A 21,976-nucleotide genomic window follows, 5' to 3' on the forward strand; every position below is an offset into this window, starting at 1 on the left:
GGAAACACCTGTAGGACGAGTTGACGGGGGCGGTGGGAACGTTCGACTGATCTATGAAGAGGCTTCGCAACTGGCGTGTCGGAATACGTCTTCGCGGGCAAGCCACGTTCCCACAGTAATTCGTGGTGGCCGTAGAAATTGTGCACGACAAACAACCTGTAGGAGTGAGCCTGCTCGCGATAGCGGAGTGTCAGCCAATCAAAATTTTGAAAGTGCCTGCGCCTTCGCGAGCAAGCTCGCTCCCACAATGGTTTTTGGGTGTGCCCGGAGTTTGTGAACGACGCACAAACCTGTGGGAGCCGGGCTTGCCCGCGATGAGGCCAGCGCAAGCGCTCGAGATGTTGAATCCCACAAAAACAAAAACGGCACCCGAAGGTGCCGTTTTCATTTATTGCCAGCTCTAACGGAGCAATCAGCCCGCTAGACCCGCCTGCTGAACCAGTGTCAGCAATGGCTGCGGGTACACACCCAGGAAGAACGCGACCAGGGCGATGGCCAGCAGCATCACGCCGCCTGCCTTCTGTTCCCAGTGCAGCTGGGCGTCGTGGCGACGCAGGTTTGGCTCGATCAGGTACAAGGTGACCATCACGCGCAGGTAGTAGAAGACGCCGATGGCGCTGCCCAGTACCAAGGAGCCGACCAGCCACCATTGGTGCGATTCAACACCGGTAGCGATGATGTAGAACTTGCCGATGAAGCCTGCGGTCAGCGGGATACCCGCCAGCGACAGCATCATCACGGTCAGCACGGCGGTCAGGTACGGACGGCGCCAGAACAGGCCGCGGTATTCGTACAGGGCATCCGCGTCGCGGCCGTTGTACGGCGAGGACATCAGGGTGATCACGCCGAAGGCGCCGAGGCTGGTGATCACGTAGGTGACCAGGTACACGCCGATGGCTTCCACCGCCAGACCCTTGCTCGCCACCAGCGCGATCAGCAGGTAGCCGAAGTGCGCGATGGACGAGTAACCCAGCAGACGCTTGAGGTTGCTCTGGGTCAGGGCCAGCAAGTTACCGAACAGGATCGAGGCGATGGCGATGACGGTCAGCACGTCGCTCAGTACACCGCTGCTGGCAGCAGGGGAGATCTGGAACAGACGCACCATCACCGCAAACACCGCAACCTTCGACGCAGTGGCGAGGAACGCCGCCACCGGTGCCGGAGCACCTTCGTAAACGTCCGGCGTCCACAGGTGGAACGGTACCAGCGACAGCTTGAACGCCAGACCGATCAGCATCATGCCCAGACCCAACTGAGCCAGCGAGCTAGGCAGGCCAGTCGCAGCCAGGGCCTGACCGATACCGACGAAGCTCAGCGAACCCGAGTCGGCGTACAGCAGCGCCATACCGAACAACAGGAACGCGGAACCGGCGGCCGACAGCACCATGTATTTGATGCCGGCTTCCAGCGAACGCTTGTTGAAGAAGGCATAAGCCACCAGACCGTAAACCGGTACCGACAACAGTTCCAGACCGATGAACAAACCGGCCAGGTGCTGCGCGCTGACCAGAACCAGACCACCGGCGGCGGCCATCAGGATCAGCAGGTACAGTTCTTCACGGTTGCCCGGGTAACCCGAACCGCCATCACCCAAGTAGGCGTGGGCGAGGGTCACACAGGCGAGGGTGGCGACCAGGATCAGTGCCATGTACAGGCAGGCGAAGGTGTCGATTTGCAGCAATGGGGTCACGGCCAGAGGCGCGACTTTCAGGGCTGGCAGAATCGACAGCAAGGCCAGGTTCAGACCGGCGACCGAGATCAGGAAGGTCTGCGAGTGGTTGCGGCGCCAGGCGATTGCCAGCATCACCACGATAATGGTGAGGCTGGTGATCAACAGTGGCGCAAGCGCAATAAAGTGTTGAATCGTGAATTCCATAGCGCTCTTACCGGGCCGAAGCGAGTTGAGTGAAGGCGGTGCCGAGCCACTGCTGCACGCCATGCATCGTGGCGGCAGACGTGTCGAGGAACGGTTGCGGGTAGACGCCGAGGTAAACCAGCAGCACCGCAAGGCCCAGCACCATGATCAGTTCGCGAGCGTCCATACCGTGCAGGATCGAATCCGATTTCGACGGACCGAAGTAGGCACGGTGGATCATGATCAGCGAGTAGACCGAACCGAACACCAGACCGGACGTGGCAATCGCAGTGATCCATGGAGCGCTGGCGAAAGTGCCGATCAGGATCAGGAATTCACCGACAAAGTTACCGGTACCCGGCAGACCCAGCGAAGCGGCTGCAAAGAACAGACTGATCGCCGGCAGGTAAGCGATACGCGACCACAGACCGCCCATCTCACGCATGTCACGAGTGTGCAGACGCTCGTACAACTGACCGCTGAGGATAAACAGTGCCGCCGCCGACACGCCGTGCGCCAGCATCTGGATCACTGCACCTTGCAGGGCCAGTTGGCTGCCGGAATAGATGCCGATCAACACGAAACCCATGTGGGAAACGGAAGAGAAGGCGATCAGACGCTTGATGTCGGTTTGGGCGAAAGCGAGGAACGCACCGTAGAAGATCCCGACCAGACCGAGGGTCATGGCGATCGGCGCAAACTCGGCCGAAGCGTTCGGGAACAGCGGCAGAGCGAAACGCAGCAGACCGTAGGCAGCGGTTTTCAGCAAGATACCGGCGAGGTCGACGGAACCGGCAGTCGGCGCCTGGGCGTGGGCATCAGGCAACCACGAGTGGAACGGAACCACTGGCAGCTTGACCGCGAAGGCGATGAAGAAGCCGAGCATCAGGATGTACTCGGTGGTCATCGACATCTTGGTTTTCAACAGGTCGGCGTAGTTGAAAGTAATCACGCCGGTGTTGTTGAAGTTGACCAGCACCAGACCGAGGATCGCCACCAGCATGATCAGGCCGGAAGCCTGAGTGAAGATGAAGAACTTGGTCGCTGCGTAGATCCGGGTTTTCTTGCCGTCCGAAGAACTGTGACCCCAGAGCGCGATGAGGAAGTACATCGGCACCAGCATCATTTCCCAGAAGAAGAAGAACATGAACAGGTCGAGGGCGAGGAACACGCCGACAACGCCGCCCAGGATCCACATCAGGTTCAGGTGGAAGAAGCCAACGTGACGTTGAATCTCTTTCCACGAGCAGAGTACCGAGAGGATACCCAGCAGACCGGTCAGCAGGATCATCAACAGCGACAGGCCGTCGAGGGCCAGGTGCACGTTGATGCCGAAGCGCTGGATCCAGACGTGCTTGAACTCAAGCGCCCAGGTCGGATCGGCGCCAGGCGCCGGCGCAAATGAATAGTCACCGTGGGCCCACAGCCAGAGGCCGAGGGCGAGTTCCAGGGTCATGGTCAACAGCGCAATCCAGCGGGGCAGGGTAGCGCCGAAGCGCTCACCCATCCAGCACAGCAGGCCGCCGATGAAGGGGATCAGGATTAGCCAAGGCAGAATCATGACGGGCTCGTTTCCTTTCGCAAATTCGCAAGGTTCATATCAGACCGCTACCAGCACGATGGCGCCGATAACCAGCACGGCACCAGCAGCCATCGAAGCAGCGTACCAACGCAGTTGACCGGTCTCGGTGCGGCTCAGGGCAGTGTGACCACCCTTGGCCATACGCGGGATCAGACCGATGGTCTGGTCGAGCGGGTCTTTGCGCAGTACGTGGCTGATCGCCAGGTAAGGCTTGACGAACAGTTTGTCGTAGATCCAGTCGAAGCCCCAGGCAGCGAACCACCAGGCCGAGAGGAAACGGCCGATGCCGCTGTTGGCGACTGCCGTGACAAAGCGACGCTTGCCGAGGAACAGCAGCGCTGCCAGCAGGATACCGGCCAGGGCGATGGCGCCCGAAGCGATTTCCAGACTGTGCTTGGCTTCGCCACCGGCATGACCAACGCTTTCTGGCAGCACGCCGTGCAGCGGTGGCACGATCATGGCGCCGACGAACGTCGACAGCACGATCAGCACCGACAGTGGCAACCAGTGCGAGATGCCGTGACCGGCGTGGGCTTCGGTCTTGGCTTCACCGTGGAACGTGATGAAGATCAGGCGGAAGGTGTACAGCGAGGTCATGAACGCGCCGACCAGACCTGCGTAGAGCAGACCGTGGTTGCCGCTGGCGAACGCTTCCCAAAGGATTTCGTCCTTGGAATAGAAGCCTGCGGTGACCAGTGGCAGGGCAGCCAGTGCCGCGCCGCCGACGATGAAGCTGGCGTAGGCCAGTGGCAGTTTTTTCCACAGACCGCCCATCTTGAAGATGTTCTGCTCGTGGTGGCAGGCAACGATCACCGCACCGGAAGCAAGGAACAGCAGGGCCTTGAAGAAGGCATGGGTCATCAGGTGGAAAATCGCGCCATCCCATGCACCAACGCCCAGTGCCAGGAACATGTAGCCGATCTGGCTCATGGTCGAGTAGGCGAGGATACGTTTGATGTCGGTCTGTACCAATGCGGCGAAGCCTGCGAGAACCAGGGTCACGCCACCAACGATGCCGACCAGGTGCAGAATTTCCGGCGCCAGGGTGAACAGACCGTGGGTACGGGCGATCAGGTAGACACCGGCGGTAACCATGGTAGCGGCGTGGATCAGTGCCGACACCGGAGTCGGGCCGGCCATCGCGTCCGCGAGCCAGGTTTGCAGCGGCAGTTGTGCCGATTTACCGACCGCGCCACCCAGCAGCATCAGGGTAGCCAGGGTGATCCAGAAGTCGCCGACCTGGAATTTCTGCGGTGCCAGCACCAGCAGTTCCTGGATGTTCAGCGTGCCCACTTGCTGGAACAGGATGAACAGGCCGATGGCCATGAACACGTCGCCGATCCGGGTCACGATGAAGGCCTTGAGTGCGGCGTTACCGTTGTTGCGGTTGCTGTAGTAGAAACCGATCAACAGGTACGAGCACAGGCCCACGCCTTCCCAGCCGAAGTACAGGAACAACAGGTTATCGCCGAGCACCAGGAACAGCATGCTGGCGATAAACAGGTTGGTGTACGAGAAGAAGCGCGAGTAACCCGCTTCACCGCGCATGTACCAGGATGCGAACAGGTGGATCAGGAAACCTACACCGACAACCACGCCAAGCATGGTGATCGACAGGCCGTCGACGTAGAGGGCGAAGTCAGGCTTGAAGCCTTCGACCGCCATCCACTTCCACAGTACCAGCGTGTAGTGACCGCCTTCGGGTGGTGCGACGTTGAATTGCCAGATGACGTAGGCGGCGACAATCGCCGACAAGCCAATGGAACCCACGCCGATCAGCGCCGAGAGGTTTTCCGACCAGCGTCCACGGGAGAACGACAGGAGCAGGAAACCGATCAGAGGGAATACGAAAGTCAGAAAGATAAGATTCATCCGCGCATCTCACTGGCAGCGTCGATATCGAGCGTGTGGAAGCGGCGATACAGTTGCAGCAGGATCGCCAGACCAATACTGGCCTCGGCGGCTGCAAGGCTGATCACCAGGATGAACATGATCTGTCCATCCGGCTGGCCCCAACGGGCGCCTGCAACAATGAACGCCAGTGCAGAGGCGTTCATCATCACTTCCAGACTCATCAACACGAACAAAATGTTGCGGCGGACCATCAGGCCGACCAGACCAAGGCAGAACAGGATGCCGGCGACGGCTAAACCATGTTCGAGAGGGATAGCAGGCATGTCTTACTCCTTCGCCTCGTTACGGCCCAAATGGAACGCCGTGACGGCTGCAGCAAGCAGCAGCATCGAGGCGAGTTCGACCACCAGCAGGTACGGACCGAACAGGCTGATGCCCACGGCTTTCGCGTCTACGGTGGTGTGGCCGATGGCCTGGCCGCTCTGATGAGCGAACAGCACATACAGCAGTTCGGCCAGCAGCAGCGCGGCGAGAATCACCGGGCCCGCCCAGATGCCGGGCTTGAGCCAGACGCGTTCTTGCTGAACCGAGGCTGGGCCGAGGTTCAGCATCATCACCACGAACACGAACAGCACCATGATGGCGCCAGCGTAGGCGATCACTTCCAGCACACCGGCGAACGGTGCGCCGAGTGCGAAGAAGGTCATGGCCACGGCGATCAACGAGATGATCAGGTAGAGCAGGGCGTGCACAGGGTTGGTGTTGGTGACTACGCGAAGCGTGGACACAACAGCGATACCCGATGCGAAATAGAAAGCGAATTCCATCGTTCTTCCTTAAGGCAGCAAGCTCTTCACGTTGATCGGTTCGGCTTCGTTCTGCGCGGAGCCTTTCGGCTTGCCAGCGATTGCCATACCTGCAACACGATAGAAGTTGTAATCAGGGTTTTTGCCGGGGCCGGAGATCAACAGATCTTCTTTCTCGTACACCAGGTCCTGACGTTTGAACTCGGCCATCTCGAAATCCGGTGTCAGCTGGATTGCGGTGGTCGGACAGGCTTCCTCGCAGAGACCGCAGAAAATGCAGCGCGAGAAGTTGATACGGAAGAAGTCCGGGTACCAGCGACCGTCTTCGGTTTCAGCTTTCTGCAGCGAGATGCAACCCACTGGGCAAGCTACGGCGCAGAGGTTGCAGGCTACGCAACGCTCTTCGCCATCGGGGTCGCGGGTCAGGACGATGCGACCTCGGTAGCGTGGTGGCAGGTAGACCGCTTCTTCCGGGTATTGCAGGGTGTCACGCTTGCGAAAGCCATGGCCGAAGACCATGATCAGGCTGCGCAACTGGGTACCAGTACCCTTAACGATGTCGCCAATATATTTGAACATGGGTCAAATCCTCACTGAACCGCGACTGCAGGCGTGTTCCACAACACGACCGCAGCGGTCACCAGCAAATTGATCAGGGTCAGTGGCAGGCAGAATTTCCAGCTGAAATCCATCACCTGGTCATAACGCGGACGCGGAATGGAAGCGCGCAGCAGGATGAACAGCATGATGAAGAACGCGGTCTTCAGTGCGAACCAGACGAAGGCCAGTTGCGGCAAGATGCCGAACGGACCGTGCCAGCCACCGAAGAACAGGGTGACCAACAGCGCCGAGATCAGGATGATGCCGATGTATTCACCGACGAAGAACATGCCCCATTTCATACCGGCGTATTCAATGTGGTAACCGTCGGCCAGTTCCTGTTCCGCTTCCGGCTGGTCGAACGGGTGACGGTGAGTCACGGCGACGCCAGCGATGAAGAAGGTACAGAAGCCGAAGAACTGCGGAATGATGAACCACAGGTTCTGCGCCTGGTACTCGACGATGTCGCGCATGTTGAACGAGCCGACCTGGACCACGATGCCCATCAGGGCCAGGCCCATGAACACTTCGTAGGACACGGTCTGCGCCGAAGCACGCAAGCTGCCGAGCAGGGCGAACTTGTTGTTACTCGACCAGCCGGCGAACAGCACCGCGTAGACCGACAGACCGGCCATGGCGAAGAAGAACAGCAGGCCGATGTTCAGATCCGCGACGCCCCAGGTCGGGGTGATCGGGATAATCGCAAAGGCGATCAGCAAGGCCGACATGGCCACCACCGGTGCCAAAGTGAAAATCACTTTATCGGCAAACGGCGGGGTCCAGTCTTCCTTGAAGAACATCTTCAGCATGTCGGCGGCGATCTGGAACATACCGAACGGGCCAACGCGGTTTGGACCGTAACGGTCCTGCCACCAGCCCAGCAGGCGACGTTCGACAAAGCTGAGCAACGCGCCTGCAACCACAACGGCCAGCAGAATCACGATGGCTTTGACGACCGAGAGGATCACATCGATCACTTCAGGGGTGAACCAGGTCATTGCGCTGCCTCCTGCAGACCGTCGACGGATACGCCGGCGAATGCCGGTGGAATGCCGGCGATGCCCGCAGGCAATGCCACCAGACCGGCGCCCAGTTCTTCATTGATGCGCAGCGGCAGACGCAGGGTCTGACCGGCCACGTTCAGGCTCAGCAGGGCACCGTCGTTGACGCCCAGACGATCCGCTTCCGACTTGGCCAGAGCCACGTACGGAGCCGGAATGCGCTCTTGCACCGGGGCGGCTTTCGAAGAGTTTTCTTCGCTGCCGAACAGGTGGAAGAACGGCACGGCTTGCCAGGTACCCGGCGCCGGGTTGAACGCGCGCGGTGCTGCAGCGAACCAGTTCAGCGAATCACCGGTGCTTTCGATCAGGCGGGTGCCTGGGTCGCCAGCGCGGATATGACCACCAACTTCGTCCTGGAACTTGTTCCACGCTTGTGGCGAGTTCCAGCCCGGCGACCATGCAAATGGTACCTGCTGACGCGGTTCGGCAGAGCCCGAGTAACCTTCCATGGAGAAGGCAAACGCGGTGTCTTTGTCTTGCGGGGTGCGTGGTTCGTGAACGCTGATGTCGGCGCGCATCGCGGTGCGACCGGAATAACGCAGCGGCTCACGCGCCAGTTTCAGACCCTTGATGCGGAACGCGGCGGACGGTGCAGCGTCGACGATACGCGCCAGTTGCTCGGTGCTCGAAGCAACGGCAGCGGTGACGTGGTCGAGTTGCGTCCAGTCGATCGGCTGGTTCAGCAGGGTCGCGCGCAGGGCGTGCAGCCAGCGCCAGCCTTCGTGAACCAGGATGCTCGCGTCCATGTATTGCGGGTCGAAAACCTGGAAGAAGCGCTGGGCGCGACCTTCCTGGCTGACCAGCGTACCGTCGCCTTCGGCGAAGCTCGCGGCTGGCAGCACCAGATGCGCGCGATCGCTGGTAGCCGTTTTCTGATGGTCAGCAACGATCACCACTTGCGCAGCGTTCAGTGCAGCATCGACTTTTTCTTTGGCGGTGCGGGTGTACAGATCGTTTTCCAGCACGACGATCGCGTCAGCCTTGCCATCGATCACAGCTTGCAGCGCCGCGTCGACCGATTCGCCACCGAGCATGGCCAGACCAAGGCTGTTGGCTTCCGGGACGATCAGGCTGATCGAACCGTTCTTCTCGCGCAGCTTCAGCGCCTTGGCGATGTTCGCGGCAGCTTCGATCAGGGCTTTGGAGCCCAGCGAAGTACCGGCGATGATCAGCGGACGTTTTGCAGCAAGCAGGGCGTCAGCGATGCGCTGAGCCAGTTCCAGTGCTTCGGCGTCCAGACCTTCAACGGCCGGGGCGCTGGCGTCCAGTGCGTGGGCAACGGCAAAACCGATGCGCGCCAGGTCATCGGGAGCGGCGTGTACGCATTCTTCAGCGATGTCGTCGAGCTTGGTTTCCGCGAGGCTGGCGATGAACAGCGGGTTCAGCGCGTGCTGACCGATGTTCTTCACCGCCGCGTCGAGCCAAGGCTGAACGCGCATGGCTTCGGCCATGTCTTCGGCTTTGCCTTTGACCGACTGACGCAGCGACAGCGCCATGCGGGCGGCGGTCTGGGTCAGGTCTTCACCGAGGACGAAAATCGCATCGTGGTCTTCGATGTCGCGCATGTTCGGCACTGGCAGCGGGCTGTCTTTCAGCACTTGCAGGACCAGACGGATGCGCTCCAGTTCGGAGGCTTCGATACCCGAGTAGAAGTGCTCGGCGCCAACCAGTTCGCGCAACGCGTAGTTGCTTTCGAGGCTGGCGCGCGGCGAACCGATACCGACGATGTTGCGACCGCGTAGTAGGTCAGCGGCTTTATCCAGTGCAGCATCCAGACCGAGCTTGGTGCCGTCGGCCAGCAGTGGCTGACGTGGACGGTCGGTGCGGTTGACGTAGCCATAGCCGAAACGGCCACGGTCGCACAGGAAGTACTGGTTCACCGAACCGTTGAAACGGTTTTCGATGCGACGCAGTTCGCCGTAGCGCTCGCCCGGGGAGATGTTGCAACCGCTCGAGCAGCCATGGCAGATGCTCGGTGCGAACTGCATGTCCCACTTGCGGTTGTAGCGCTCGGAGTGAGTCTTGTCGGTGAACACACCGGTCGGGCAGACCTCGGTGAGGTTGCCGGAGAACTCGCTTTCGAGGGTGCCGTCTTCAACGCGACCGAAGTACACGTTGTCGTGGGCACCGAATACACCGAGGTCGGTGCCGCCGGCGTAATCCTTGTAGAAACGCACACAACGGTAGCAAGCGATGCAGCGGTTCATTTCGTGGGAAATGAACGGGCCCAGTTGCTGGTTCTGGTGGGTGCGTTTGGTGAAGCGATAACGGCGCTCGTTGTGGCCGGTCATCACCGTCATGTCTTGCAGGTGGCAGTGACCGCCTTCTTCGCACACAGGGCAGTCGTGCGGGTGGTTGGTCATCAGCCATTCAACAACACTGGCGCGGAATGCCTTGGATTCTTCATCGTCGATGGAGATCCAGGTGTTGTCGGTGGCCGGGGTCATGCAGGACATGACGATGCGACCACGGGTGTCGTTCTCGTCGGTGTACTGCTTGACCGCGCACTGGCGGCAGGCCCCGACGCTACCAAGCGCGGGGTGCCAGCAGAAATAAGGGATGTCGAGGCCCAGCGACAGACATGCCTGTAACAGGTTGTCTGCCCCGTCGACTTCGAGCGCTTTGCCGTCTACGTGGATAGTGGCCATGGTTCAAAGGTCTTCGTTGGCCCGGTGTCAGCGGGCGTGGCTAATGGAATCTTGTTATTCGTCCGAATCCAGTCAGCCCCGAAAGGCGTCATCGGACGAAAGGCGAAGGGCACGGACCCTTCGCCTTTTTAAGCGTTTACGCGCCGATTACGATCGGCCTTGCCAGAGGCGGGACGGCGGCGCTGACTGGCGCGATACCGGCTTCGAACTCTGGACGGAAGTATTTGATGGCACTGCCCAACGGTTCCACGGCACCCGGTGCGTGAGCACAGAAGGTCTTGCCCGGGCCGAGGAAGTTGACCAGTCCCAGCAGGGTCTCGATGTCGCCCGGCTGACCGCGACCTTGTTCGATGGCCATCAAGAGCTTGACGCTCCATGGCAGACCATCGCGGCACGGGGTGCAGAAACCGCACGACTCGCGAGCGAAGAACTGCTCCATGTTGCGCAGCAAGGAGACCATGTTGACGCTGTCATCCACCGCCATGGCCAGGCCGGTACCCATACGGGTGCCCACTTTGGCGATGCCGCCGGCATACATTTGTGCGTCGAGGTGTTCTGGCAGAAGGAAACCGGTACCGGCGCCACCTGGCTGCCAGGCCTTGAGCTTGAAGCCGTCGCGCATGCCGCCGGCGTAGTCTTCGAACAACTCGCGACCGGTGACGCCGAATGGCAGCTCCCACAGGCCAGGGTTTTTGACCTTGCCGGAGAAGCCCATGAGCTTGGTGCCCATGTCTTCGCTGCCTTCACGCGCCAACGATTTGTACCAGTCAACGCCGTCGGCAATGATCGCCGGCACGTTGCACAGGGTTTCCACGTTGTTCACGCAAGTCGGCTTGCCCCACACGCCGACAGCGGCAGGGAAGGGCGGCTTGGAGCGCGGGTTGGCGCGGCGGCCTTCGAGGGAGTTGATCAGTGCGGTTTCTTCACCGCAGATGTAACGCCCGGCGCCGGTGTGGACGAACAGCTCGAAATCGAAGCCGCTGCCGAGAATGTTTTTACCCAGCAGGCCAGCAGCCTTGGCTTCTTCCACGGCACGGTTGAGGTGCTTGGCGGCGGTGGTGTATTCGCCGCGCAGGAAGATGTAGCCACGGTAGGTTTTCAGCGCGCGAGCACTGATCAGCATGCCTTCGATCAGCAGATGGGGCAGTTGCTCCATCAGCATGCGGTCTTTCCAGGTGTTCGGCTCCATTTCATCCGCGTTGCACAGCAGGTAGCGGATGTTGATGGATTCGTCTTTGGGCATCAGGCCCCACTTCACGCCCGTGGGGAAGCCCGCACCGCCGCGACCTTTGAGGCCTGCGTCTTTCACGGTCTGGACGATGGCGTCCTGATCCATGTCGGCGAAGGCTTTGCGTGCAGCGGCGTAACCGTTCTTGGCCTGGTACTCGTCGAGCCACACGGCTTCGCCGTCATCGCGCAGACGCCAGGTCAGCGGGTGAGTCTCGGCCGAACGCTGAATGCGGTTGGCAGGACCGAAAGATGTCAGGGTCATACGTAGCCCTCGAGCAGTTTGGCGACGCCAGCAGGCTGCACATCACCAAAGGTGTCGTCGTCGATCATCAGCGCCGGTGCCTTGTCGCAGTTGCCGAGGCAGCAGACAGGCAGCAGGGTGAAACGACCGTCGGTGGTGGTCTGACCCAGGCCGATGCCCAGATTGTTCTGGATTTCGCTGACCACCGACTCGTGGCCGCCGATGTAGCAGACCATGCTGTCGCAGACGCGAATGATGTGACGGCCAACCGGCTGACGGAAAATCTGGCTATAGAACGTCGCCACACCCTCAACGTCGCTGGCCGGGATGCCGAGGATCTCGCCGATCGCGTACAAGGCGCCATCCGGCACCCAGCCGCGTTCTTTCTGAACGATCTTCAGGGCTTCGATCGACGCCGCGCGCGGGTCTTCGTAGTGATGCAGCTCGTGCTCGATGGCCGAGCGCTCGGTTTCACTGAGGGTGAAACGGTCTGTCTGGATAAGCGTGCTGTTCATGCTTAGCGGTCCACGTCGGCCATAACGAAATCGATACTACCCAGGTACGCAATCATGTCCGCGACCATGCTGCCTTTGATCACCGAAGGGATCTGTTGCAGATGCGGGAAGCTTGGAGTGCGGATCCGGGTACGGTAGCTCATGGTGCCGCCGTCGCTCGTCAGGTAATAACTGTTGATGCCCTTGGTCGCTTCGATCATCTGGAAGGATTCGTTGGCCGGCATCACCGGGCCCCACGAAACTTGCAGGAAGTGCGTGATCAAGGTTTCGATGTGCTGCAGCGTGCGCTCTTTCGGCGGCGGCGTGGTCAGCGGGTGATCCGCCTTGTACGGGCCTTCCGGCATGTTGCGCATGCACTGGTCGATGATCTTGATGCTCTGGCGCATCTCTTCGACGCGAACCATGCAGCGGTCGTAGGCATCGCCGTTGGCGGCCAGCGGTACTTCGAACTCGAAGTTCTCGTAGCCGGAGTACGGACGCGCTTTACGCAGGTCGAAGTCGCACCCGGTCGAACGCAGGCCAGCACCGGTGACGCCCCATTCCAGGGCCTCTTTGGTGTTGTACTGGGCAACGCCGATGGTACGACCCTTGAGGATGCTGTTCTGCAGGGCAGCCTTGGTGTATTCGTCGAGGCGTTTGGGCAGCCATTCAACGAAGTCTTTCACCAGTTTTTCCCAGCCGCGTGGCAGGTCGTGCGCGACGCCACCGATGCGGTACCAGGCCGGGTGCAGACGGAAACCGGTAATGGCTTCAATCACCGTGTACGCCTTCTGGCGGTCGGTGAAGGTGAAGAACACCGGAGTCATGGCGCCGACGTCCTGGATGTAAGTCCCGAGGAACAGCAGGTGGCTGGTGATCCGGAAGAACTCGGCCATCATGATGCGGATGACGTCGACCTTCTCAGGCACCTTGATGCCGGCCAGCTTCTCGACCGAGAGCACGTACGGCAGGTTGTTCATCACGCCGCCGAGGTAGTCGATACGGTCGGTGTACGGGATGAAGCTGTGCCAGGACTGACGCTCGGCCATCTTCTCGGCACCACGGTGGTGGTAGCCAATGTCCGGCACGCAGTCGACGATCTCTTCACCGTCCAGTTGCAGAATGATGCGGAACGCACCGTGCGCAGAAGGGTGGTTCGGGCCGAGGTTGAGGAACATGTAGTCCTCGTTCGGGCCGGAACGCTTCATGCCCCAGTCTTCCGGACGGAAGCGCGCGGCTTCTTCCTCAAGCTGTTGCTTGGCGAGGTTGAGGCTGTACGGATCGAATTCGGTGGCGCGCGCCGGGAAGTCCTTGCGCAGCGGGTGACCTTCCCAGGTCGGCGGCATCATGATGCGCGACAGGTGCGGGTGGCCTTTGAAGTCGATACCGAACATGTCCCAGACTTCACGCTCGTACCAGTTGGCGTTTGGCCAGATGCTGGTGACGGTCGGCAAGCTGAGGTCGCTCTCGGACAAGGCGACCTTGATCATCACGTCACTATTACGCTCCAGCGACATGAGGTGATAGAACACGGTGAACTCAGCGTCGCTCGGCAGGCCTTGACGCTTGGTGCGCAGACGCTCGTCCACGCCGTGCAGGTCATAGAGCATGACGTACGGCTTGGGCAGGTTACGCAGGAAAGTCAGGACTTCGACGAGTCTGGCACGCGCCACCCACAGCACCGGCATGCCGGTGCGGGTCGGCTGGGCGGTGAACGCCTCCGGGCCAAAACGGTTGTTCAATTCAACGACCACATCCTGGTCGTCTGCCTTATAAGGCGGGATGTACAGAGCGCTGCCTGTAGTCATGGTTATTTTTTCGCTTTCGGTCAACGTAAAGAATGAAGCCAGCTTCTCGTTTCTATTTCAGAACAGATCTGGATCAGACTTCGTCAGGGCTGCGCAGGTTGGTGACTGCGATTCGCTGTTCGCGGCGCTGTTCCTTCTGCGAAGGCATGTCGGCGCGATACACGCCTTGATCACCAACGACCCAGGAAAGCGGCCGACGCTCCTGTCCAATCGATTCCTGCAGCAGCATCAAGCCTTGCAGAAATGCTTCCGGACGGGGCGGGCAGCCAGGTACGTAGACGTCCACGGGCAGGAACTTGTCCACCCCTTGAACCACAGAGTAGATGTCGTACATGCCGCCGGAGTTGGCGCACGAACCCATGGAGATAACCCATTTCGGCTCGAGCATTTGCTCGTAGAGACGCTGGATGATCGGCGCCATCTTGATGAAGCAGGTGCCGGCGATAACCATGAAGTCGGCCTGACGCGGCGATGCCCGGATCACTTCGGCGCCAAAGCGCGCGATGTCGTGGGGCGCCGTGAAGGCGGTGGTCATTTCCACGTAGCAGCACGACAGGCCGAAGTTGTACGGCCACAGGGAGTTTTTACGCCCCCAGTTGACCGCGCCACTCAGCACGTCTTCCAGCTTGCCCATGAAAATGTTTTTGTGAACTTGATCTTCTAACGGATCGGAAACGGTTTCCCGTTCGCCAATCGGATATTGCTCGTTAGGAGCATCGGGGTCGATCCTGGTGAGATTGTATTGCATTGCCAAAGCCTCATTGTTTCAGCTTCGCCTGCCGCTTGCGACGAGCTTCCGGAGCCCAGTCAAGGGCGCCCACTCGGAACAGGTAGACAAGACCTGCCAACAGAATTGCTATGAAAACGAGAGCTTCGACGAATCCGGTCCAGCCGCTTTCGCGGACGGACACAGACCATGCAAAGAGAAAGAGGGCTTCGATATCGAAGATCACGAAGAGCATCGCGACCAGATAGAATTTGGCTGAGAGCCGCAAGCGGGCGCCACCGGTAGGTAGCATGCCCGACTCGAACGGTTCGTTTTTGCTGCGGCCCCAGGCTTTTGACCCAAGGAGGCTGGAGACGCCAAGCATGAAGGCACACAGGCCGACGACACCCAGAAGGAAAATGGCAAAGCCCCAGTTGTGGGCCATGAGTCCTGTCGCTTCGGGCATGCTGGTAATCCTTAACAGAGAGCAAAGGTCTCTGAGCTTGATAAAGAAATAGGCAGTGACGATATGTCGCAGCAATCAATCGCGCTGATTTTATGGCTAAACACCCTGCAAGTAAAATTCCTATAGCGAAATTATTTATTGGAATAAGGACATAGCGCATCTCCAATGCCCTGCAGCCCATGCGTTGCGGGCATTAGGCGGGTTTATGCAAATAATGTTTTGTAGGGAATGTAACGAACATAGTTGTGGCTAAATGATAATTAATATCGTTTGCGGGTGTTTTGTAACTGTCTAACGGGATGTCAGTTGGGAAGTTGTCTTACTTGCACGTTACTGCAAGTAGCGACGGCGCACGTTTTAGCGGATTTTTCTGACGGTTGTACCGCGCTGGATCAATGTTTTTGTCTGGGCTGCGCCGATCCCTGTAGGAGTGAGCCTGCTCGCGATAGCGGTGCGTCAGCTTGCGCATGCGGTGACTGACCCACCCCTATCGCGAGCAGGCTCGCTCCCACAAGGTTTCGTGGCGCTTGGGAGGTCTTGAACCCAACACATGCTCCCTGTAGGAGCTGCCGAAGGCTGCGATCTTTTGATCTTGTCTTTTAAAAGCAAAATCAAAAAATCGCAGCCTTCAGCAGCTCCTACAGGGGAGGGTGTGTTTTCCGGGCGCAAAAAAAAACGCCCCGAACCAGTCGGGGCGTCAGTTTTGCGGCTCTGCGGTTAGCTTTCTATACGATCCGCAAAGGCCGTTTGCTCAGCGAAGCCGAATCAGTGGAACTGTTCTTCTTCGGTCGAACCGGTCAGTGCGGTTACCGAGGACGAGCCACCCTGGATCACAGTGGTCATGTCGTCGAAGTAGCCGGTGCCTACTTCCTGCTGGTGAGCCACGAAGGTGTAACCCTTGGCGGCGTCAGCGAATTCCTGCTCTTGCAGCTTCACGTAGGCAGTCATGTCGTTGCGGGCGTAGTCGTGCGCCAGGTTGAACATGCTGTGCCACATGTTGTGAATGCCGGCCAGGGTGATGAACTGGTGCTTGTAACCCATGGCGGACAGTTCGCGCTGGAACTTGGCGATGGTCGCGTCGTCCAGGTTTTTCTTCCAGTTGAAGGAAGGCGAGCAGTTGTACGACAGCAGTTGGTCCGGGTATTCCTTTTTGATCGCTTCAGCGAAGCGACGGGCTTCTTCCAGATCCGGCTTGGCGGTTTCGCACCAGATCAGGTCGGCGTACGGCGCGTAAGCCAGGCCACGGGCGATCGCTTGATCCAGACCAGCACGGACCTTGTAGAAACCTTCCTGAGTGCGCTCGCCAGTCACGAACGGCTGGTCGTACGGGTCGCAATCGGAAGTCAGCAGGTCAGCAGCGTTGGCGTCGGTACGGGCCAGGATTATGGTCGGAGTACCGGCAACGTCAGCCGCCAGACGCGCGGCGGTCAGCTTCTGTACGGCTTCCTGAGTTGGAACCAGTACTTTGCCGCCCATGTGACCGCATTTTTTCACGGAAGCCAGTTGGTCTTCGAAGTGAACGCCGGCGGCGCCTGCTTCGATCATGCTCTTCATCAGTTCGTAAGCGTTCAGAACGCCGCCGAAACCGGCTTCAGCGTCAGCCACGATCGGCGCGAAGTAGTCGATGTAGCCGTCGTCGCCCGGGTTCTTGCCGGCTTTCCACTGGATCTGGTCAGCACGACGGAACGAGTTGTTGATGCGCTTGACCACGGTTGGCACCGAGTCCACCGGGTACAGCGATTGGTCCGGGTACATCGATTCTGCGGAGTTGTTGTCCGCAGCCACTTGCCAGCCCGACAGGTAGATTGCCTGGATGCCGGCTTTAACCTGCTGAACAGCCTGGCCGCCAGTCAAAGCGCCCATGCAGTTGACGAAATCTTTCTCAGGACGGAAGGACGGCTTGGCACCCTGGGTGACCAGGTTCCACAGCTTCTCGGCGCCCATTTTTGCAAAGGTGTGCTCAGGTTGAACCGAGCCACGCAGACGGACGACGTCAGCAGCGGAGTAAGTGCGTGTCACGCCTTTCCAGCGCGGGTTTTCAGCCCAGTCTTTTTCGAGGGCTGCAATTTGCTGTTCGCGTGTCAGTGCCATGGAGATAAACCTCGTCGCGTCTTTATGAAAAGTTGTTCTGCGGTGGAAAATTCCTGCGCTCGCTGACCAGAAGCTTAGGTGGTCAAGTCGGATTCGGCGGGGTAGGCGACGGGATGAACGATAGGCTCGAGGGGAAGTGAGCAGGTAGTGGCGGACTGCGGGCGCATTCGGGCGTCGTGGGCCTTTATACGGTCTACAGCGTGAAGCCGGGTTACCTAATTACGCTTCCGTCCCTCGGGACAACTTCGTTCCAGTCGGCAACCTCGTCAAACACACCTTGTGGGCGGTACAGACACGAAACGGTTCGCGGGGTAGGTGCGAACATCGCTTCGAAGGCCCTTGCCAGGGCCTCTGATTAGCGGGAGCGAGGCCATCATGCCTTCGCTTTTTTACCCCGTCAAACGTTTTGTAGTGCTTTTTTTCAAGCACTACATCTTTCGTCTAATACGACTAATCAGTCAGTTTTCGGTGCTTTAGTCCAAGGCGTCGACTTTGACCCGCAACGTCATGTCATCCCGGCCTTGAGTCGAGTAGCTGCGGGTCAGGCCCTGTTTGTCGGCCTGAGTCTGGCGATTCACACCGGCGAGGGTGATCCATTCACCGAGGCGGCCGCTGACCGTTGTGTCGGTGCTTTGCACGTTCACTACATCGGGACGTTCCTGGCTCATGCGGTCACGGTTGGTACTGATCGCAAGGTGAACGATGTCGCCGGTGACGCTGGCGGTGACGTAGAAACCCTGGGTGACGTTGCGGTATTGGGTCTGGCTGCTGTAATCGCCATAGGAGTTGGTCTGGCTGCTGGTGATGGGCACACTTTGCCCGACTTGAATCAGCGCCGGCATGCCGTCGGTGGCCTGCACCTGCTGTACGCCGCCGTCACGGCTGGCGGTGCTGCGGCTGATGATGCGGGTCTGGGTCGGCTGTGCACCGTTGACTGAGTAACCTTCGTCGCCACGGCCATTGTTTTCATTGGTATCGACGGTGATCAGCAAGCGCTTGGGCGCTGTATCCAGCTGCGTGATCAGCGCCTTGAGTTCCTGAATCTTGTCTGGCTCGGCCTTGATGATCAGTTGGTTGCCATAGGCACTGACCTGACCGTCCTTGCCGAGGAAGTCTTGCGCCATCGGCAGCATGTCAGTGCTGGTGCGGTAATTGAGGGGCACGATTTCTGTGGCTGCCATCACCGAAAAACTGCAACCGAGCAGCAGGGTGGTGAGCAGGGTGCGTAGGGACATGTCCGTTATCTCCGCTTTCGAAAGGCTTGATATTGCCAGTTTGTCGGCCTTGGGTGGGGCAAGTTGAATCGTAGACAGCAAAACGCCCCGGCATCGGTTGATGTCGGGGCGTTTTGTGGTGTTCTTGCGGGCGCCATCGCGAGCAGGCTCACTCCTACAGGGAATCGCATTTCAATTGTAGGAGTGAGCCTGCTCGCGATCGCCGCGCCGCGGTTTTATGCCGAATGCCGAACCATGTCGACATGCGGAATCCCGGCTTCGAGGAATTCCTCGCTGATCAGGCTGAAGCCGAGGCGCTCATAGAACGCCGTGGCCTGCACCTGAGCGCTGAGCATTTGCTGCTTCAAGCCACGCGCTTCAGCTTCAGCGATGACTGCTTGCATCAGCGCATCACCGACCTTCATCCCGCGCCAGTCTTTCAGCACAGAAACCCGGCCGATGTGCCCGTCAGGCAGCAGCCGCGCAGTACCAATCGGAAAGTCGCCTTCAAACGCCAGAAAATGCACGGCGGTCGCGTCGTCCGCGTCCCATTCCAGCTCAGGTGGCACCGATTGCTCGGCGATGAACACCGTTTCACGAATGCGCCGGATCTCGGCGATGTCCTTCTGCCAGTCTGCGACACGAACGCGAATTTTATTCATCGGCGAACCCCAGGCTCCCTTGCTTGACCAACTGGCACAGCAGGCTGCAAGCGTCTTCGTCGTTCAGCCACTCACCGAGGTTGTCGGTGTGCAGGGCGTCAGCAGCGCAGATCAGCTTCAGCAGTTCGCGCAGCTTGCCCGGCAGGTAACGGCTTTGGCCGCTGGCGAACAGCAGCAGGTCGTCATCGACTTCCGACCAGGCCAGGCGTGCGCTCGGATTGCGGATCAGAATGGCGCCATCCTGCAGGGCAGCGAGGAAATCTTCTTCTTCGATTTCTTCCGGGCCGGCCACCAGTTCCGGGTAGCGCGGCTCGGTCATGTACTGGCCGAACCAGGTCAGCAGCAGGCGCTCGTCGCTCATGTGTTCGGCAAGCAGGGCTTTCAGGCGATCCAGTGCATCGTGTTGAATCTGGTGTGGATCGCTGGCCGGCTGCGCATCGGCATCGGTGTAGCGCTCTTCGTCAGTCAGGAACTGGCTGAGGAAGTCGGTGAAGTGAGTCAGCACTTCGGAAGCGCTTGGTGCGCGGAAGCCGACCGAGTAGGTCATGCAGTTATCGACCGCGACACCGCAGTGCGCCAAGCGCGGCGGCAGGTAGAGCATGTCGCCCGGTTCCAGTACCCATTCTTCGGTCTCGTGGAATTCAGCGAGGATGCGCAGGTCTGCGTGTTGCAGCAGCGGGCTCTCGGAATCGCACATCTGGCCGATTTTCCAGTTGCGCTTGCCGTGACCTTGCAGCAGGAACACGTCGTAGTTGTCGAAGTGCGGACCGACGCTGCCACCCGGGGCGGCGAAGCTGATCATCACGTCGTCGACGCGCCAGCTCGGCAGGAAGCGGAAGTTTTCCAGCAGCTCGCTGACTTCCGGTACGAACTGGTCGACCGCTTGCACCAGCAGGGTCCACTCTTTTTCCGGCAGTTTGCTGAATTCGTCTTCAGCGAACGGGCCGCGACGCAGTTCCCATGGGCGCTCGCCATGCTCGATCACCAGGCGCGATTCGACTTCTTCTTCCAGGGCCAGGCCGGCCAGTTCGTCGGCGTCGATCGGGCTTTCGAAGTCAGGAATCGCCTGACGGATCAGCAGTGGCTTTTTCTGCCAGTAGTCGCGCAGGAATTCGCGTGCTGTGAGGCCGCCCAGAAGTTGAAGAGGAATATCGGAATTCATATGTAACCTATTGAAAAAAAGCACTTTTCAGACGGGAATAAAAACGCCCGGCGCGGCCGGGCGTCTCAAACGGAGCAAGCGGTCGATCAGATGCGTTTGGCTTGCGCTACAGCGTTGCCGATGTAGTTGGCCGGAGTCAGTTGCTTGAGCTCGGCTTTCGCTTCGGCAGGCATGTCCAGACCATCGATGAAAGTCTGCAATGCTTCAGGGCTGATGCCCTTGCCGCGAGTCAGTTCTTTCAGTTTTTCGTACGGGTTTTCGATGTTGTAGCGGCGCATCACGGTCTGGATCGGCTCGGCCAACACTTCCCAGCAAGCGTCGAGGTCAGCGGCAATCTTCTGCTCGTTGAGCTCCAGTTTGCTGATGCCTTTGAGGCTGGCTTCGTAGGCGATCACGCTGTGGGCGAAGCCGACACCGAGGTTACGCAATACGGTGGAGTCGGTCAGGTCGCGCTGCCAGCGGGAGATCGGCAGTTTGCTCGCCAGGTGCTGGAACAGTGCGTTGGCGATGCCCAGGTTGCCTTCGGAGTTTTCGAAGTCGATCGGGTTGACCTTGTGCGGCATGGTCGACGAACCGATTTCGCCAGCGATGGTGCGCTGCTTGAAATAACCCAGGGAGATGTAGCCCCAGATGTCACGGTCGAAGTCGATCAGGATGGTGTTGAAGCGCGCGATGGCATCGAACAGCTCGGCGATGTAGTCGTGCGGTTCGATCTGCGTGGTGTACGGGTTGAAGCCCAGGCCCAGTTCGTCTTCGATGAAGGCGCGGGCGTTGGCTTCCCAGTCGATCTGCGGGTAGGCCGACAGGTGGGCATTGTAGTTGCCGACAGCGCCGTTGATCTTGCCCAGCAGCGGCACGGCAGCGACTTGAGCGATCTGACGCTCGAGACGGTAAACCACGTTCGCCAGCTCTTTACCCAAAGTAGTCGGGGAGGCCGGTTGGCCGTGGGTGCGCGACAGCATTGGCACGTCAGCGAAACGGATGGCCAGTTCGCGGATGGCGTTGGCAGTCTGGCGCATCAGCGGCAGCATCACGTCGTCACGGCCTTCGCGCAGCATCAGGGCGTGGGACAGGTTGTTGATGTCTTCGCTGGTGCAGGCAAAGTGGATGAACTCGCTGACCTTGGCCAGCTCCGGCAGCTTGGCCGCCTGCTCTTTGAGCAGGTATTCGATCGCTTTGACGTCGTGGTTGGTGGTGCGCTCGATCTCTTTGACGCGCTCGGCGTGCTCCAGCGAGAAGTTTTCAGCCAGTTCATTGAGAACGGCGTTGGCCTCGGCGGAGAAGGCTGGCACTTCAGGGATACCAGCGTGGGCGGCCAGACGCTGGAGCCAGCGCACTTCAACCAGAACACGGGCACGGATCAGGCCGTACTCGCTGAAAATCGGGCGCAGGGCCTGGGTTTTGCCGGCGTAGCGGCCGTCAACAGGGGAAACCGCAGTGAGCGAAGAAAGCTGCATGGGGTGTTCTCGGACAGTCGGGCAACGAAATGGGGCGCG

General features: G+C 59.7%; 18 protein-coding genes. All 18 read right to left on the reverse strand.

The genetic code is table 11. The features are described 5' to 3' along the window. Positions 1-412: 412 nt before the first annotated feature. Entirely contained in the window at positions 413-1,876 is a 1,464-nt protein-coding gene (gene nuoN / locus H8F23_RS21070) for an NADH-quinone oxidoreductase subunit NuoN (RefSeq protein ID WP_007920173.1), read from the reverse strand. A 7-nt stretch (positions 1,877-1,883) separates the two neighbouring features. Continuing rightward, positions 1,884-3,416, reverse strand: a complete 1,533-nt coding sequence (gene nuoM / locus H8F23_RS21075) for an NADH-quinone oxidoreductase subunit M (RefSeq protein ID WP_077573624.1) — start codon at positions 3,414-3,416, stop codon at positions 1,884-1,886. A gap of 39 nt (positions 3,417-3,455) precedes the next feature. Then, the gene (gene nuoL / locus H8F23_RS21080) at positions 3,456-5,309 is read right to left on the reverse strand and encodes an NADH-quinone oxidoreductase subunit L (RefSeq protein ID WP_034155128.1); all 1,854 of its coding nucleotides are present in this window, start codon (positions 5,307-5,309) and stop codon (positions 3,456-3,458) included. Then, a complete protein-coding gene (nuoK, locus tag H8F23_RS21085) occupies positions 5,306-5,614 on the reverse strand; it encodes an NADH-quinone oxidoreductase subunit NuoK (protein ID WP_003223790.1) in 309 nt (102 codons plus the stop codon). The genes nuoL and nuoK overlap by 4 nt, the downstream gene beginning before the upstream one ends. A gap of 3 nt (positions 5,615-5,617) precedes the next feature. Next, complete coding sequence (gene nuoJ, locus H8F23_RS21090; protein ID WP_007920176.1) at positions 5,618-6,118, reverse strand: NADH-quinone oxidoreductase subunit J; 501 nt, start codon at positions 6,116-6,118, stop codon at positions 5,618-5,620. Between the two features lie 9 nt (positions 6,119-6,127). Then, entirely contained in the window at positions 6,128-6,676 is a 549-nt protein-coding gene (nuoI, locus tag H8F23_RS21095; protein ID WP_042559871.1) for an NADH-quinone oxidoreductase subunit NuoI, read from the reverse strand. 11 nt (positions 6,677-6,687) lie between these two features. After that, complete coding sequence (gene nuoH, locus H8F23_RS21100) at positions 6,688-7,695, reverse strand: NADH-quinone oxidoreductase subunit NuoH (RefSeq protein ID WP_007920179.1); 1,008 nt, start codon at positions 7,693-7,695, stop codon at positions 6,688-6,690. Then, the gene (nuoG, locus tag H8F23_RS21105; protein ID WP_194935659.1) at positions 7,692-10,406 is read right to left on the reverse strand and encodes an NADH-quinone oxidoreductase subunit NuoG; all 2,715 of its coding nucleotides are present in this window, start codon (positions 10,404-10,406) and stop codon (positions 7,692-7,694) included. Before nuoG ends, nuoH begins: the two co-directional genes overlap by 4 nt. A 136-nt stretch (positions 10,407-10,542) precedes the next feature. Next, complete coding sequence (gene nuoF, locus H8F23_RS21110; RefSeq protein WP_007920184.1) at positions 10,543-11,898, reverse strand: NADH-quinone oxidoreductase subunit NuoF; 1,356 nt, start codon at positions 11,896-11,898, stop codon at positions 10,543-10,545. Continuing rightward, the gene (nuoE, locus tag H8F23_RS21115) at positions 11,895-12,392 is read right to left on the reverse strand and encodes an NADH-quinone oxidoreductase subunit NuoE (protein WP_007920186.1); all 498 of its coding nucleotides are present in this window, start codon (positions 12,390-12,392) and stop codon (positions 11,895-11,897) included. Before nuoE ends, nuoF begins: the two co-directional genes overlap by 4 nt. Positions 12,393-12,394: 2 nt before the next feature. Further along, the gene (nuoC, locus tag H8F23_RS21120; protein ID WP_093434270.1) at positions 12,395-14,179 is read right to left on the reverse strand and encodes an NADH-quinone oxidoreductase subunit C/D; all 1,785 of its coding nucleotides are present in this window, start codon (positions 14,177-14,179) and stop codon (positions 12,395-12,397) included. A gap of 73 nt (positions 14,180-14,252) precedes the next feature. Beyond that, entirely contained in the window at positions 14,253-14,927 is a 675-nt protein-coding gene (locus H8F23_RS21125; RefSeq protein WP_003223809.1) for a NuoB/complex I 20 kDa subunit family protein, read from the reverse strand. 10 nt (positions 14,928-14,937) lie between these two features. Beyond that, complete coding sequence (locus tag H8F23_RS21130) at positions 14,938-15,351, reverse strand: NADH-quinone oxidoreductase subunit A (protein WP_003223812.1); 414 nt, start codon at positions 15,349-15,351, stop codon at positions 14,938-14,940. A gap of 765 nt (positions 15,352-16,116) precedes the next feature. Then, positions 16,117-17,442, reverse strand: coding sequence for an isocitrate lyase (gene aceA, locus H8F23_RS21135; protein WP_016775277.1), 1,326 nt, complete (start codon positions 17,440-17,442; stop codon positions 16,117-16,119). A gap of 473 nt (positions 17,443-17,915) precedes the next feature. Further along, the gene (locus H8F23_RS21140) at positions 17,916-18,677 is read right to left on the reverse strand and encodes a secretin N-terminal domain-containing protein (RefSeq protein ID WP_194935660.1); all 762 of its coding nucleotides are present in this window, start codon (positions 18,675-18,677) and stop codon (positions 17,916-17,918) included. A 215-nt stretch (positions 18,678-18,892) separates the two neighbouring features. After that, positions 18,893-19,318 (reverse strand): GNAT family N-acetyltransferase, encoded by a 426-nt coding sequence (locus H8F23_RS21145; protein ID WP_093434279.1) that lies wholly within the window; start codon positions 19,316-19,318, stop codon positions 18,893-18,895. Continuing rightward, a complete protein-coding gene (locus H8F23_RS21150; RefSeq protein ID WP_194935661.1) occupies positions 19,311-20,480 on the reverse strand; it encodes a ribosomal protein uL16 3-hydroxylase in 1,170 nt (389 codons plus the stop codon). The genes H8F23_RS21145 and H8F23_RS21150 overlap by 8 nt, the downstream gene beginning before the upstream one ends. A gap of 86 nt (positions 20,481-20,566) precedes the next feature. After that, a complete protein-coding gene (gene purB / locus H8F23_RS21155; RefSeq protein ID WP_003223822.1) occupies positions 20,567-21,937 on the reverse strand; it encodes an adenylosuccinate lyase in 1,371 nt (456 codons plus the stop codon). Positions 21,938-21,976: the final 39 nt, after the last annotated feature.

The organism is Pseudomonas neuropathica (genome assembly GCF_015461835.1).
Classification (GTDB): domain Bacteria; phylum Pseudomonadota; class Gammaproteobacteria; order Pseudomonadales; family Pseudomonadaceae; genus Aquipseudomonas; species Aquipseudomonas neuropathica.

Bases quoted from the DNA above. Each gene is read 5' to 3' on its own strand.
- nuoN (WP_007920173.1), bottom strand. From the start codon at position 1,876: ATGGAATTCACGATTCAACACTTTATTGCGCTTGCGCCACTGTTGATC.
- nuoM (WP_077573624.1), bottom strand. From the start codon at position 3,416: ATGATTCTGCCTTGGCTAATCCTGATCCCCTTCATCGGCGGCCTGCTG.
- nuoL (WP_034155128.1), bottom strand. From the start codon at position 5,309: ATGAATCTTATCTTTCTGACTTTCGTATTCCCTCTGATCGGTTTCCTG.
- nuoK (WP_003223790.1), bottom strand. From the start codon at position 5,614: ATGCCTGCTATCCCTCTCGAACATGGTTTAGCCGTCGCCGGCATCCTG.
- nuoJ (WP_007920176.1), bottom strand. From the start codon at position 6,118: ATGGAATTCGCTTTCTATTTCGCATCGGGTATCGCTGTTGTGTCCACG.
- nuoI (WP_042559871.1), bottom strand. From the start codon at position 6,676: ATGTTCAAATATATTGGCGACATCGTTAAGGGTACTGGTACCCAGTTG.
- nuoH (WP_007920179.1), bottom strand. From the start codon at position 7,695: ATGACCTGGTTCACCCCTGAAGTGATCGATGTGATCCTCTCGGTCGTC.
- nuoG (WP_194935659.1), bottom strand. From the start codon at position 10,406: ATGGCCACTATCCACGTAGACGGCAAAGCGCTCGAAGTCGACGGGGCA.
- nuoF (WP_007920184.1), bottom strand. From the start codon at position 11,898: ATGACCCTGACATCTTTCGGTCCTGCCAACCGCATTCAGCGTTCGGCC.
- nuoE (WP_007920186.1), bottom strand. From the start codon at position 12,392: ATGAACAGCACGCTTATCCAGACAGACCGTTTCACCCTCAGTGAAACC.
- nuoC (WP_093434270.1), bottom strand. From the start codon at position 14,179: ATGACTACAGGCAGCGCTCTGTACATCCCGCCTTATAAGGCAGACGAC.
- H8F23_RS21125 (WP_003223809.1), bottom strand. From the start codon at position 14,927: ATGCAATACAATCTCACCAGGATCGACCCCGATGCTCCTAACGAGCAA.
- H8F23_RS21130 (WP_003223812.1), bottom strand. From the start codon at position 15,351: ATGCCCGAAGCGACAGGACTCATGGCCCACAACTGGGGCTTTGCCATT.
- aceA (WP_016775277.1), bottom strand. From the start codon at position 17,442: ATGGCACTGACACGCGAACAGCAAATTGCAGCCCTCGAAAAAGACTGG.
- H8F23_RS21140 (WP_194935660.1), bottom strand. From the start codon at position 18,677: ATGTCCCTACGCACCCTGCTCACCACCCTGCTGCTCGGTTGCAGTTTT.
- H8F23_RS21145 (WP_093434279.1), bottom strand. From the start codon at position 19,318: ATGAATAAAATTCGCGTTCGTGTCGCAGACTGGCAGAAGGACATCGCC.
- H8F23_RS21150 (WP_194935661.1), bottom strand. From the start codon at position 20,480: ATGAATTCCGATATTCCTCTTCAACTTCTGGGCGGCCTCACAGCACGC.
- purB (WP_003223822.1), bottom strand. From the start codon at position 21,937: ATGCAGCTTTCTTCGCTCACTGCGGTTTCCCCTGTTGACGGCCGCTAC.